This is a genomic window from Streptomyces sp. NBC_01197 (assembly GCF_036010505.1).
Lineage (GTDB): Bacteria > Actinomycetota > Actinomycetes > Streptomycetales > Streptomycetaceae > Streptomyces.
Window position 1 is genome coordinate 6348641 of record NZ_CP108569.1, and the last position, 13987, is coordinate 6362627.

Annotated in this window: 10 protein-coding genes; 7 read left to right on the top strand and 3 right to left on the bottom strand. The window is 68.6% G+C overall.

Translation table 11 applies throughout. The features are described from left to right. Window positions 1-202: 202 nt before the first annotated feature. The 3 genes from metH to OG452_RS29200 all read left to right on the top strand — a co-directional run bounded on the left by metH (window position 203) and on the right by OG452_RS29200 (window position 6671). On the top strand, window positions 203-3718 hold the full coding sequence (gene metH / locus OG452_RS29190) for a methionine synthase (RefSeq protein WP_327298545.1): 3516 nt from the start codon (window positions 203-205) through the stop codon (window positions 3716-3718). 149 nt (window positions 3719-3867) lie between these two features. Then, the gene (locus tag OG452_RS29195) at window positions 3868-4581 is read left to right on the top strand and encodes an HAD family hydrolase (protein ID WP_327298546.1); all 714 of its coding nucleotides are present in this window, start codon (window positions 3868-3870) and stop codon (window positions 4579-4581) included. Between the two features lie 488 nt (window positions 4582-5069). Beyond that, on the top strand, window positions 5070-6671 hold the full coding sequence (locus OG452_RS29200; RefSeq protein WP_327298547.1) for an ABC transporter substrate-binding protein: 1602 nt from the start codon (window positions 5070-5072) through the stop codon (window positions 6669-6671). A gap of 95 nt (window positions 6672-6766) precedes the next feature. Here OG452_RS29200 and OG452_RS29205 read toward each other — a convergent pair whose 3' ends face one another. Together OG452_RS29205 and OG452_RS29210 are read right to left on the bottom strand one after the other, a co-directional pair. Next, window positions 6767-7441, bottom strand: coding sequence for a response regulator transcription factor (locus OG452_RS29205; RefSeq protein ID WP_327298548.1), 675 nt, complete (start codon window positions 7439-7441; stop codon window positions 6767-6769). A gap of 126 nt (window positions 7442-7567) precedes the next feature. Continuing rightward, window positions 7568-8413: a RecB family exonuclease gene (locus OG452_RS29210; protein WP_327298549.1), complete on the bottom strand. Its 846-nt coding sequence runs from the start codon at window positions 8411-8413 to the stop codon at window positions 7568-7570. A gap of 165 nt (window positions 8414-8578) precedes the next feature. Here OG452_RS29210 and OG452_RS29215 point away from each other — a divergent pair, with 165 nt between their 5' ends. The 3 genes from OG452_RS29215 to OG452_RS29225 all read left to right on the top strand — a co-directional run bounded on the left by OG452_RS29215 (window position 8579) and on the right by OG452_RS29225 (window position 11548). Next, complete coding sequence (locus OG452_RS29215) at window positions 8579-9817, top strand: site-2 protease family protein (RefSeq protein ID WP_327298550.1); 1239 nt, start codon at window positions 8579-8581, stop codon at window positions 9815-9817. Window positions 9818-9835: 18 nt separating this feature from the next. Next, window positions 9836-10795, top strand: coding sequence for a tRNA (adenine-N1)-methyltransferase (locus tag OG452_RS29220; RefSeq protein ID WP_327298551.1), 960 nt, complete (start codon window positions 9836-9838; stop codon window positions 10793-10795). 165 nt (window positions 10796-10960) lie between these two features. Next, a complete protein-coding gene (locus OG452_RS29225) occupies window positions 10961-11548 on the top strand; it encodes a hypothetical protein (RefSeq protein WP_327298552.1) in 588 nt (195 codons plus the stop codon). Between the two features lie 64 nt (window positions 11549-11612). Here OG452_RS29225 and OG452_RS29230 read toward each other — a convergent pair whose 3' ends face one another. Then, the gene (locus OG452_RS29230; RefSeq protein WP_266858698.1) at window positions 11613-11924 is read right to left on the bottom strand and encodes a ferredoxin; all 312 of its coding nucleotides are present in this window, start codon (window positions 11922-11924) and stop codon (window positions 11613-11615) included. Window positions 11925-12165: 241 nt separating this feature from the next. Here OG452_RS29230 and arc point away from each other — a divergent pair, with 241 nt between their 5' ends. Next, a complete protein-coding gene (gene arc, locus OG452_RS29235) occupies window positions 12166-13932 on the top strand; it encodes a proteasome ATPase (protein ID WP_327298553.1) in 1767 nt (588 codons plus the stop codon). Window positions 13933-13987 lie beyond the last annotated feature (55 nt).

The following is a 13987-nucleotide window of genomic DNA, read 5'->3' on the forward strand; positions in this document are numbered from 1 at the left end:
CACTATCGGTCCATGTCGACCAAGTGTCACGCGGAGTGCGCCCAGGCGGTACCCGACGCCACCCGCGGAGCCGTGCCGGCAGAGGTGTCCGTCCCGTGGAACACCCGCCCCGATCAGCGCCGTCCCCGTTACCCTGGCCTGGTGCGCCATCCTGCCGGAAGGCGCAAAGCCGACAGCCGTCGCATCCCAGGGAGTACATTCCATGGCCTCGTCGCCGACCCCTTCCGCTGACAGCCGGACCCGAGCTGACGCCCTCCGAGAGGCACTGGCCACCCGTGTGGTGGTGGCCGACGGTGCGATGGGCACGATGCTGCAGGCGCAGGATCCCACTCTTGAGGACTTCCAGCAGCTGGAGGGCTGCAACGAGATCCTGAACGTGACCAGGCCGGACATCGTCCGCTCGGTGCACGAGGAGTACTTCGCTGTCGGCGTCGACTGTGTGGAGACGAACACCTTCGGTGCGAACCACTCGGCGGCGAACGAGTACGAGATCGCCGACCGGATCACCGAGCTGTCCGAGGCGGGCGCCCGTATCGCCCGCGAGGTCGCCGACGAGTTCGGCGCGAAGGACGGCCGCCAGCGCTGGGTCCTCGGCTCGATCGGCCCCGGCACCAAGCTGCCGTCGCTCGGCCACACCACGTACGACGTCCTGCGGGACGGCTACCAGCAGAATGCCGAGGGGCTGCTCGCCGGCGGCGCGGACGCCCTGATCGTGGAGACCACCCAGGACCTGCTGCAGACCAAGTCGAGCCTGATCGGCGCACGCCGGGCGATGGACGCCCTCGGCGTCAGCGTGCCGCTGATCTGCTCGCTCGCCTTCGAGACGACCGGCGTCATGCTGCTCGGCTCCGAGATCGGCGCCGCGCTGACCGCCCTGGAGCCCCTGGGTATCGACCTGATCGGGCTGAACTGCTCGACGGGCCCGGCCGAGATGAGCGAGCACCTGCGCTATCTGGCCCGCCACTCGCGTACGCCGCTGATGTGCATGCCGAACGCGGGCCTGCCCGTGCTGACCAAGGACGGCGCGCACTTCCCGCTCGACCCCGAGGGCCTGGCGGACGCGCAGGAAGCATTCGTGACCGACTACGGCCTGTCCCTGATCGGCGGCTGCTGCGGTACGACGCCCGAGCATCTGCGCCAGGTCGTCGACCGGGCCCGGGCCCTCACGCCCACCGCCCGCGACCCGCGCCCCGAGCCGGGCGCCGCCTCGCTGTACCAGAGCGTGCCGTTCCGCCAGGACACGGCGTACATGGCGATCGGCGAGCGCACCAACGCCAACGGCAGCAAGAAGTTCCGTGAGGCCATGCTGGAGGCGCGCTGGGACGACTGTGTGGAGATGGCGCGCGACCAGATCCGCGAGGGCGCGCACATGCTCGACCTGTGTGTCGACTACGTGGGCCGCGACGGAGTGGCTGACATGACCGAGCTGGCCGGCCGCTTCGCCACCGCCTCCACATTGCCGATCGTGCTGGACTCCACCGAACTGCCCGTGCTGCGGGCCGGGTTGGAGAAGCTGGGCGGCCGTGCCGTCCTCAACTCGGTCAACTACGAGGACGGCGACGGCCCCGAGTCCCGCTTCGCCAAGGTCACGGCGCTGGCGGTCGAGCACGGCGCCGCGCTGATCGCCCTGACCATCGACGAGGAGGGCCAGGCCCGTACCTCCGACCACAAGGTCGCCATCGCCGAGCGGCTGATCGAGGACCTGACCGGCAACTGGGGGATCCGTGAGCCGGACATCCTCATCGACACCCTGACCTTCACCATCTGCACCGGTCAGGAGGAGTCCAGGGGCGACGGCCTCGCCACCATCGAGGCCATCCGCGAGCTCAAGCGCCGTCACCCGGACGTCCAGACCACGCTGGGTCTGTCCAACATCTCCTTCGGCCTCAACCCGGCCGCCCGCGTCGTCCTCAACTCCGTCTTCCTCGACGAGTGCGTAAAGGCAGGGCTGGACTCGGCGATCGTGCACGCGTCGAAGATCCTGCCGATCGCCCGGTTGGAGGAGGAGCAGGTCAAGGTCGCCCTCGACCTGATCTACGACCGCCGCGCCGAGGGCTACGACCCCCTGCAGAAGCTCATGGAGCTCTTCGAGGGCGTCAACATGAAATCCATGAAGCAGGGCAGGGCCGAAGAGCTCATGGCCCTCCCGCTGGAGGAGCGCCTGCAGCGCCGCATCATCGACGGCGAGAAGAACGGCCTGGAGGCCGACCTCGACGAAGCGCTCCAGGGCCGGCCGGCCCTGGAGATCGTCAACGACACGCTCCTGGAGGGGATGAAGGTCGTCGGCGAACTCTTCGGCTCCGGCCAGATGCAGCTGCCGTTCGTGCTCCAGTCGGCTGAGGTCATGAAGAGCGCGGTGGCCCATCTGGAGCCGCACATGGAGAAGACCGACGACGACGGCAAGGGCACCATCGTCCTGGCCACCGTCCGCGGCGACGTCCACGACATCGGCAAGAACCTCGTCGACATCATCCTGACCAACAACGGCTACAACGTCGTCAACCTCGGCATCAAACAGCCCGTCTCCGCGATCCTGGAAGCCGCCGAGGAGCACAAGGCCGACGTCATCGGCATGTCAGGTCTCCTCGTCAAGTCCACAGTGATCATGAAGGAGAACCTGCAGGAGCTCAACCAGCGCAGGATGGCGGCCGACTTCCCCGTCATCCTCGGCGGCGCCGCGCTGACCAGGGCGTACGTCGAACAGGACCTGCACGAGATCTACGAGGGCGAAGTCCGCTACGCCCGCGACGCGTTCGAGGGCCTGCGCCTGATGGACGCGTTGATCGGCGTCAAGCGGGGCGTCCCCGGCGCCGTACTGCCCGAGCTCAAGCAGCGCCGGGTGCCGAAGCGGGACACCGCCGCCGTCCTGAAGGTGGACGAGCCCGAGGGCACCGTCCGCTCGGACGTCGCCACCGACAACCCGGTGCCGGAGCCGCCGTTCTGGGGCACCCGCGTCGTCAAGGGGATCCAGCTCAAGGAGTACGCGTCCTGGCTGGACGAAGGCGCGCTCTTCAAGGGGCAGTGGGGGCTCAAGGAAGACCGCAAGGGCGAAGGCCCCACCTACGAGGAGCTGTTGGAGACCGAGGGCCGACCGCGTCTGCGCGGCTGGCTGGACCAGCTGCACACCAAGAACATGCTCGAAGCGGCCGTCGTCTACGGTTACTTCCCGTGCGTCTCCAAGGGCGACGACCTCATCCTCCTCAACGAGGACGGCAGCGAGCGGACCCGCTTCACCTTCCCCCGCCAGCGCCGCGGCCGCAGGCTCTGCCTGGCGGACTTCTTCCGCCCAGAGGAGTCCGGTGAGCGGGATGTGATCGGCCTTCAGGTGGTCACCGTCGGCTCGCGGATCGGCGAGGCCACGGCCGAGTTGTTCGAGGCCAACTCCTACCGCGACTACCTCGAACTGCACGGCCTGTCCGTGCAGTTGGCGGAAGCGCTGGCCGAGTACTGGCACGCCAGGGTCCGTTCCGAGCTCGGCTACGCGGGTGAGGACCCCTCGGACGTCCAGGACATGTTCGCGCTGAAGTACCGCGGTGCGCGCTTCTCGCTCGGCTACGGTGCCTGCCCGGATCTGGAGGACCGGGCGAAGATCGCCGAGCTGCTCCAGCCCGAGCGGATCGGCGTACACCTCTCCGAGGAGTTCCAGCTGCACCCCGAGCAGTCCACCGACGCGATCGTGATCCACCACCCCGAGGCGAAGTACTTCAACGCCCGGTGAGTCCGGCAGTCCGCCACCGGACGCGGGTGCGCCGCATCGCAGCGCGCGCCGGACCGTCCCGACGTAGAATGGTCGGTCCGGTGCAGGCCGGTTGCCTTCCCAGCAGGGTGGGCGACCGGCCTTCGTGTCCCTCCAGGAGGTGTCCCCGTATGACCAGTACGGTCGCCGCGCTCAACACCCGTATGGCCGAAGGCGCAGCCCTGCAGGCGGTCCTGCTCGACATGGACGGCACGCTGGTGGACACCGAGGGCGTCTGGTGGGACGCCGAGGTGGAGGTCTTCGCCGACCTCGGCCACCGGCTCGACGAACGCTGGCGCGACACCGTGGTGGGCGGGCCCATGACCCGCAGCGCCGGTTATCTCATCGAGGTCACCGGCGCGGACATCGCCCTTCCCGAGCTGACCACGCTGCTCAACGACCGGTTCGAGGAGCGGATCTCGGGCGGGGTGCCGCTGATGCCCGGGGCGCTGCGGCTGCTCACCGAGCTGGCCGCCCACGGCGTGCCCACGGCCCTGGTCTCCGCCTCGCACCGGCGGATCATCGACCGGGTCCTCAAGTCGCTCGGCCCGGACAACTTCACCTTGACGGTCGCGGGCGACGAGGTGGCCCGGACGAAACCGCACCCGGAGCCCTATCTCGCAGCCGCGGCGGGCCTGGACGCCGATCCGGCGCGCTGCGCGGTCATCGAGGACACCGCGACCGGAGTGGCGGCGGCGGAGGCCGCAGGCTGCCGTGTAGTGGCCGTGCCCTCAGTGGCGCCGATCGCCGCAGCGGCCGGCCGGGTAGTCGTCGGGTCTCTGGAAGAAGTCGATCTGGGCTTTCTCAGGGCACTGGTCAACGGAATGCACCGAGCCGGATACTGACCGTGTCGCTTTAGTCCTGAAGGGAATCGGCGCCCGTCATCCCCCTGTATTTACGTGAGCATGAAGAGAGGGGCTTCAAGCTTTACGAAAAGCGGGTGCGGAGTGACGTTCATCACTTGACGAAGCGTCGACACGGAGGCATTCGCGTGCTGCGATAGGCGCGTCACCGCTCCGCACGTGCCCATGTGTCCCGATTGGTGAAGCGGTGTACGAATCATTTCGGTGGTCGGATATTGACGCTCCGCTATTCGTGAAGATGGTGTGGATCCCACCCAAGTCGCCCCCGGTCCAGGTTTCCTGACGTTCCCCACTAATCTCATGGCGAGAACTTCGCCGTACACTTCTGTGCCCCCGGCGCCCACCAAGCGGCCGGGATCACTGGACTGATCGCTCTGTACCCGGCCCGATCGCCCCGCCCCGATCGGGCGGTAGCGGCGGAGTGTCTGTACATCGCTGTATCCCAGTGCCGGATGAGGAGAACGTCCAGAATGAACCGCAAGACTCTGGTGCTGCCGGCGATAGTTTGCCTGCTCGCTCCGGTACTCGCCGCGTGCGGCGGCACAGGCAGCGGCGGCGACGGCGGCAAGGCCATCGTCGTGGGTACGACGGACTTCATCGAGTCGGGCAAGAAGGCTCCGGCTCCTCTCGACCCCGCCTACACCTATGACACCGGCGTCTGGAACTTCCTGCGCCCGACTCTCCAGTCGCTCATGGCGATGCCGCGTGGTGGCGGCCTGCCGGTGCCGGACGCCGCCAGCGACTGCCGTTTCACGGACACCGAGAACGAGAGCTACCGCTGCAAGCTCCGCAGCGGGCTCCAGTTCGCCAACGGCGACCCCCTCACGGCCGCCGATGTGAAGTACTCGATGGAACGCGTCACCAACATCGACGACCCGAACGGCCCGGCCGGTCTGCTGGAGAACATCGACACCATCGAGGCCGTGAGCTCTCATGAGCTGGTCTTCCACCTGAAGACGCCCGACGCCACCTTCCCGTACAAGCTGGCCACGCCGGCCGCGGGCATCGTGGAGAAGAAGGAGTACGCGCCGAAGAAGCTGCGCAAGGGCTTCGTGATCGACGGCTCCGGTCCGTACACCTTCAAGGCGGAGGTCGGCAACGACCGCCTGAAGAAGGCCATCTTCACCAAGAACCCCCACTACAAGGGGGCGTTGAAGCTGCAGAACGACAAGGTCGAGATCGATTCCTTCGCGGATGCCGCGGGCATGGGCGCCGCGCTGAAGTCCGGCAAGATCGACATGATGGGCCGGACTCTCTCCCCGGAGCAGATCAAGCAGTACTCGGACGGTTCGTCGCCGAACGTCAACTTTGTCGAGAGCCCCGGCCTGGAGATCCGCTACCTGGCCTTCAACACGAACGACCCGGCGGTGAAGAACAAGGCGGTCCGGCAGGCGATGGCCGCGCTCGTCGACCGCGGTCAGATCGCCAGCCAGGTGTACGGTGCCACCTCGGACCCGCTCTACTCGCTGATCCCCACCGGAATCGGCGGACACACGAATTCGTTCTTCAACAAGTACGGCGATCCGAGCAAGTCCGAGGCCGCCCAGATCCTGCACTCTGCCGGGATCACCAGCAAGGTCCGGCTGACGCTGGATTACACGAGCGACCACTACGGACCCGGTACGGCGAAGGAGTTCGCGCTGCTCAAGCAGCAGCTGAACGCCTCCGGGCTCTTCGACGTGAAGACCCAGGGCCACAAGTGGGCGCAGTTCCGCCCCGACGAGGTGAAGGGCGACTACGCGGTCTACGGCATGGGCTGGTTCCCGGACTTCCCCGACGCGGACAACTTCATCTCGCCGTTCCTCAGCAAGGGCAACTTCCTCAACACCCCCTACGCGAACCCCACCATCCGCGACAAGTACATCCCGGAGTCCCGGCGGGCCGCGGACCGCACCACGGCGGTGGTCCCGCTCCAGAAGATCCAGGACATCGTCGCGGACGACGTTCCCGTGCTGCCGCTCTGGCAGGGCAAGCAGTATGTGGCCGCCCGGGACGACCTGACCGGGGCGGAGTGGGCGCTGAGCAACTCGTCCGCCCTGCAGATCTGGGAGCTCGGCCGCGGCGTCAGCTGACCCGCGGACGGCAGGGCACCGGCCGGACGTCCGGCCGGTGCCCTGCCTGCCGGAGCCGCCGCGGGCCCCGCCGGAGGACCGGCGGGGCCCGGGAACTACGGCTGAGCCCCCGGGCGTACCAGACCGCTCTCGTACGCGTAGACCGCGGCCTGGACCCGGTCGCGCAGCCCCAGCTTGGTCAGTACATGGCCCACATGCGTCTTGACCGTGGTCTCGCTGACGAACAGGTCGGCGGCGATCTCGGCGTTGGACAGGCCCCGCGCGACCAGCTTGAGCACTTCCACCTCGCGCTCGGTCAGGGTGTGCAGCGTGTCCGGGACGGGATCCTCGCCGGACGGCAGATGGTCCGCGTACTTGTCGAGCAGCCGGCGGGTGATGCTCGGTGCGAGCATCGCCTCGCCCCCGGCCACCACCCGGATCGCCTGGACCAGCTCATTGGCGGGCGCGTCCTTGAGCAAGAAGCCGCTCGCACCGGCCCGCAGGGCCTCCACCACGTACTCGTCCAGGTCGAAGGTGGTCAGCACCAGGACCTTCGCCGGACCGTCCCGGCCGGGGCCGGTGATCTGGCGGGTGGCCTCGACCCCGTCCATCCGGGGCATCCGGATGTCCATCAGCACCACATCGGGCTGCAGCGCCCGGACCTGGTCGAGAGCCTGGAGGCCGTCCCCGGCCTCACCGACCACCGCGAGGTCCTGCTCGGCCTCCAGAATCATCCGGAAACCGGTGCGCAGCAGCGGCTGGTCGTCGACCAGTAGGACGCGGATCGCCACGGGAACTCCTTAGCTAGACCGGCCCCATTCTGCCCTGACCGGCCCGCCGGGACGCCGCGGGGCGTACCGGGGGTGTCCCGGACGGATCAGGCGCTGCGGGGAGGGCGGGGCGGAGCCCGCCCGGTCTCACCGGGCCTCGGGTACCTCTTCCGCCTTGCGCACCACTTCCAGCGGGTAGACCGGCGGGGTGCCGCCGAATTCCGGACAGACCGCCTGGTGGTCGCACCAGCCGCAGAGCTTCGTCGGCCGCGGCTGCCAGTCGCCGCTCTCCGTGGCCTTCCTGATCGCCTCCCACAGCGCCAGCAGCTTGCGCTCGACCCGCTCCAGATCGCCCTCGACCGGGTCGTACGTCACCACCTCGCCGCTCCCCAGGTACACCAGCTGGAGCCGGCGCGGCACGATCCCCTTCAGCCGCCACACCACCAGCGCGTAGAACTTCATCTGGAACAGCGCGCCCTCCGCGAACTGCGGGCGCGGCGCCTTGCCCGTCTTGTAGTCGACGATCCGGACCTCGCCGGTCGGCGCCACATCGACCCGGTCGATGATCCCGCGCAGCCGCAGCCCCGACGCCAGCTCCGTCTCGATGAACAGCTCCCGCTCGGCCGGTTCGAGTTGTGTCGGGTCCTCCAGCGTGAACCACCGCTCGACCAGCGACTCGGCCTCCGCGAGCCACTTCGCCAGCTGCTCGCCCCCGGTGTCGTCCGCGAAAAGCTCGCCCAGCTCGGGCTTGGCCGACAGGAGCCGGTCCCACTGGCCGGGGACCATGCCCCGGGCACGCGGAACCGTCCGCTCCGCCGCCGGGTCGTCGAACATCCGCTCCAGCACCGCATGCACCAGAGTGCCGCGCGTCGCCGCAGGACTGGGCTTCTCCGGCAGCTTGTCGATCACCCGGAACCTGTACAGCAGCGGACACTGCATGAAGTCGCTCGCCCGCGACGGCGAGAGTGAAGTGGGCTGCTGGGCGGTAGTCATGTCCCAGACCCTACGACCCGCCACTGACACCGAGCCGCATACCATCGACGGCAGACCTCCTCGCACTGCATGATCAGGGCACCGTGGAAAGCGGTGTCGGACCGGCGGTGGTGCGGAACGCATTCCGGACAGCATGAACGACACGGAACGACATGAAGGGATACCGTGAACGAGAGCGGCGACAGCGGGCGCCCGCAGCCCGGCGCGGACGGGGCAGGGCCCGGCCCCGCGCCCGATGGCGGCAAACCGCGGCGCCGGGACGCGCCGGGCGGCGGCATCCTGATGGGCCGCCCCTTCGGTGTTCCGGTGTACGTCGCCCCCAGCTGGTTCCTGGTGGCAGCCCTCATCACCTGGGTCTTCGGCGGCCAGCTCGACCGGATCCTCCCCGAACTGGGCAACGCCAGGTATCTGGTCTCCCTCTTCTTCGCGGTCGCCTTCTACGCCTCCGTACTGGTCCACGAACTGGCCCACACCGTCGCCGCACTGCGCTTCGACCTCCCGGTGCGCCGCATCCAGCTCCAGTTTTTCGGCGGTGTCTCGGAGATCGAGAAGGAGTCCGAGACACCGGGCCGCGAGTTCATCCTGGCCTTCGTCGGACCACTGCTCTCGATGATCCTCGCCGGCCTCTTCTACCTCGGGATGAAGGCCGTGGAGCCCGGCACGGTCCCCGGAGTGCTGCTGGCCGGCCTGATGATCTCCAACCTCATCGTGGCCGCCTTCAACCTGCTGCCCGGGCTGCCGCTGGACGGCGGCCGGATGCTCCGCGCGGTCGTCTGGAAGATCACCGGCAAGCCGATGAGCGGCACCATCGCCGCCGCCTGGTTCGGCCGGGCGCTCGCCGTCTCCGTCCTGATCGGCCTCCCGCTGCTCACCCACACCGGCTCCGACGCCGACGTGGGCGGCATGGAGACGGTCATGGACGCGCTGCTCGCCGCGATCCTCGCCGCGATCATCTGGACCGGCGCGGGCAACAGCCTGCGGATGGCCAGGCTCCGCGAACACCTCCCCGAGCTCCGCGCCCGTACGCTCACCAGGCGCGCCGTCCCCGTGGAGACGACGACACCGCTCTCCGAGGCGCTGCGCAGGGCCAACGACGCCGGTGCCCGGGCGCTGGTCGTCGTGGACAGCCAGGGCGACCCGACCGCCCTGGTCCGGGAGGCGGCCATCGTCGGAGTGCCGGAGCACCGGCGCCCCTGGGTCGCGGTCAGCGGACTCGCCCAGGACCTCACCGAGGGGATGCGGGTGCCGGCCGAGCTGGCGGGCGAGGCGCTCCTCGACAAGCTGCGGGCCAGTCCGGCCACCGAGTACCTGGTGGTCGAGGAGACCGGCGCGATCTACGGAGTCCTCTCCACGGCCGATGTCGAACGGGCATTCGTCCAGGCGATGGCGCGCCCCGGTTCCTGAGGCCGGTAGTCTGCTCGTATGTCCGAACCGACCGGTGCCGCCCGCCGACGTGGGCCCTTCAAAGTCGGGGACCAGGTCCAGCTCACCGACCCCAAGGGACGCCACTACACCTTCACGCTCGAAGCCGGGAAGAACTTCCACACCCACAAGGGTTCCTTCCCGCACGACGAGCTGATCGGTGCTCCCGAGGGCAGTGTTGTCCGTACCACGGGAAACGTCGCCTACCTCGCGCTGCGCCCCCTGCTCCCCGATTTCGTCCTGTCCATGCCCCGCGGCGCCGCCGTGGTCTACCCCAAGGACGCGGGCCAGATCCTGGCCTTCGGGGACATCTTCCCCGGCGCACGGGTCGTCGAGGCGGGTGTGGGGTCCGGCGCGCTCAGCAGCTTCCTGCTGCGTGCCATCGGCGAGCAGGGGATGCTGCACTCGTACGAGCGCCGTGAGGACTTCGCGGAGATCGCCACGCAGAACGTGGAGCGCTACTTCGGCGGGCCGCACCCCGCCTGGCAGCTCACCGTCGGTGACCTCCAGGACAACCTCTCCGACACGGACGTCGACCGTGTGGTGCTGGACATGCTCGCCCCCTGGGAGTGCCTGGACGCCGTCTCCAAGGCGCTGGTCCCCGGCGGCATCCTCTGCTGCTACGTGGCCACCACCACCCAGCTCTCACGCACCGTCGAGTCGATCAGGGAGATCGGCTGCTTCGCCGAGCCGCAGCCCTGGGAGTCCATGGTCCGCAACTGGCACGTCGAGGGGCTGGCCGTCCGCCCGGACCACCGGATGATCGGCCACACCGGCTTCCTCGTCACCGCCCGCCGCCTCGCAGACGGTGTGGAGGCCCCGCTGCGCCGCCGCCGGCCGTCCAAGGGCGCGTACGGCGAGGACTACAGCGGTCCCGGAAAGAGCACCGCCCAGCCTAAGGCCGGAACCGGGAGCGACTCGGCCGGGAGCGAGCCGACCGGGTCCGACGACACCGTCTGACAGCGACAACGCACCAGCGCCGCCGCGCAGTTCCCCCAGCACACCGGGGAACTGCGCGGCGGCTTCTTTACGTTGACCTTACGGACCCCGGCGTTCCGATCCCCTGTGACGTGTGGCACTATTCTGGCCACCCCCACCGGCACTGCCCCACAGGAGACCTCTCGCGTGCAGCCCTCCGCGCTCCCGGACCTCGTACTCCCGGACCTCGCGCACAACAGGACCAGCCCGGTCCACTGGCTGGCCACGGCCACCGCGATGGCCGGCGTCGTCGCCCTGGCGGGCGTCCTCGCGCCCGATCCGGCCACGGCGTCCCAGCCCGGCGGGAAACCGGCCCGCCCGCACGTGGCCGCGCCGGATCCAGCGGCCGTCACCTTCCCGCTGGAGTGCGGGGGAGCGGGCACCACAGTCACCAGGAAGGCATCCGGCGATCTCGACGGGGACGGCAGCCCCGAAACGGTGGCAGCGGTGCGCTGCGACGCCGGATCGGGCACACCGCCCACCGGCATCTACGTGCTCACCCGGCCGGGGACCGGTGACGGCCGGCCCCGGCTCGTCGCGACACTGGTCAGCCCGGCGGACCAGCAGAGCGTGGGCGCGCTCGCGATAGGGGACGGAGCCGTGACCGCGACGCTCCTCGGCTACTCCTCACCCGACGTGCCGCGCTGGAATCCGGACGTGCACCAGCAGGTCAAGTGGCGCTGGCAGGGCGGCAAGTTCGTACGCTCGGTGCCCTCCCAGGCGCGGAGCGTATGACGGCGGTGAGCGTAGGCCGACGGCGCGTACCTGACGTACGTGAGGATGCGGCGCGCGGGGCGCCCTACTCGGCAGCGGGCCCGTAGACCTCGACGCTGTCCGAAACGCGGCGTACATGGATGCAGTCGCCCGGGCACTCCTTCGCCGAGTCCACCACGTCCTGGAGGAGCGGCAGCGGCACGGGCGTTGTGGCGCCGACCGCCTGGAGCAGCTCGTCGTCGGCGCTCTTCACATAGGCCAGCCCGTCGATGTCCAGCTCGAACACCTCGGGCGCGTACTGGGCGCAGATGCCGTCCCCGGTGCAGAGATCCTGGTCGATCCAGACCTCCAGCGCCTGGGCGCCGTCGCTGGTGGGAGCCTCGTCCTGCACGGTCATTTCTCCTGCCGTTCCTGCGCGGTTGAACCAATTGAAGCCAGCCCTGACGGGTGTTGAACACTTCGACGATACAACCGGCCGCTTTCCGATGTTGTTGGGTGGGTATTCCCAAGACGTGAGGGAGTACGCAAGGGTGAAGATCAGACACACCCCGACGGTCTTTGTGATCTAGGGGTTTCAATCACCAGCCGCCCAGGTAGGGTCAGGAAGCGTCCAGCTCCCCTTGGAGGAGGTGAGGACCGTGGCAGCCCACGACGACGACATCAACCGCGGCACCCGGCCCGCGCGAGGGTCCGAGGACCCCGCCGGCCAGGTTGCCTATCTCGAGCAGGAAATCGCCGTCCTGCGCCGCAAGCTCGCCGACTCTCCGCGTCATACGAGGATTCTCGAAGAGCGGATCGTCGAGCTGCAGACCAACCTGGCAGGCGTGTCCGCGCAGAACGAGCGGCTCGCCAATACACTCCGTGAGGCCCGCGACCAGATCGTGGCCCTCAAGGAGGAGGTCGACCGGCTCGCACAGCCGCCGGCCGGCTTCGGTGTCTTCCTGCAGGCCAATGAGGACGGGACCTGCGACATCTTCACCGGGGGCCGCAAGCTCCGGGTGAACGTGAGTCCCAGCGTCGAGCTCGAGGAGCTCAGGCGCGGCCAGGAAGTCATGCTCAACGAGGCACTCAACGTGGTCGAGGCCATGGAGTTCGAGCGCGCCGGGGACATCGTCACCCTCAAGGAGATCCTTGAGGACGGCGAGCGGGCCCTGGTGATCGGGCACACCGACGAGGAACGGGTGGTGCGGCTCGCCGAGCCGCTGCTGGACATCACCATCCGTCCCGGCGACGCCCTGCTGCTCGACTCCAGGTCCGGTTACGTCTATGAAGTGGTGCCGAAGAGCGAGGTCGAGGAGCTCGTCCTCGAAGAGGTGCCGGACATCGACTACGACAAGATCGGCGGCCTGGGCGACCAGATCGAGCTGATCCGCGACGCGGTCGAGCTTCCGTACCTCCACCCCGACCTCTTCAAGGAGCACGAACTGCGGCCGCCGAAGGGCATCCTGCTCTACGGCCCGCCCGGCTGCGGCAAGACTCTCATTGCCAAGGCCGTCGCCAACTCCCTTGCCAAGAAAGTCGCCGAGGTCACCGGCCGGCCAGCGGGGAAGAGCTACTTCCTCAACATCAAGGGCCCCGAACTCCTCAACAAGTACGTCGGTGAGACCGAGCGGCACATCCGCCTGGTCTTCCAGCGTGCCCGGGAGAAGGCGAGCGAGGGCACCCCTGTCATCGTCTTCTTCGACGAGATGGAATCCCTCTTCCGCACCCGTGGATCAGGCGTCAGCTCGGACGTGGAGAACACCATCGTCCCGCAGCTGCTCGCCGAGATCGACGGTGTGGAGGGCCTGGAGAACGTCATCGTCATCGGCGCGTCCAACCGCGAGGACATGATCGACCCGGCGATCCTGCGGCCCGGCCGCCTCGACGTCAAGATCAAGATCGAGCGCCCGGACGCGGAGGCGGCGAAGGACATCTTCGCCAAGTACCTGCGGTCGTCGCTGCCGCTGCACACGGACGACCTGGCCGAACACCGGGAGAACCCCGATGTCACGGTCAGCGCCATGATCCAGTCCGTCGTGGAGCGGATGTACACGGAGTCCGAGGAGAACCGCTTCCTCGAAGTCACGTACGCCAACGGCGACAAGGAAGTCCTCTACTTCAAGGACTTCAACTCCGGCGCGATGATCCAGAACATCGTCGACCGGGCCAAGAAGATGGCCATCAAGGCCTTCCTCGACCAGGGACAGAAGGGTCTGCGGGTCTCCCACCTCCTCCAGGCATGCGTGGATGAGTTCAAGGAGAACGAGGACCTGCCGAACACCACCAACCCCGACGACTGGGCCCGTATCTCCGGCAAGAAGGGCGAGCGGATCGTATTCATCCGCACCCTTGTCACCGGAAAGCAGGGCGCGGACACCGGGCGCTCCATCGACACGGTGGCGAACACCGGTCAGTACCTGTAAAAGACAGGGCGGCTGCGGGTCCCCCGGCGGGCACCCGCAGCCGCCGTGTTTTCCG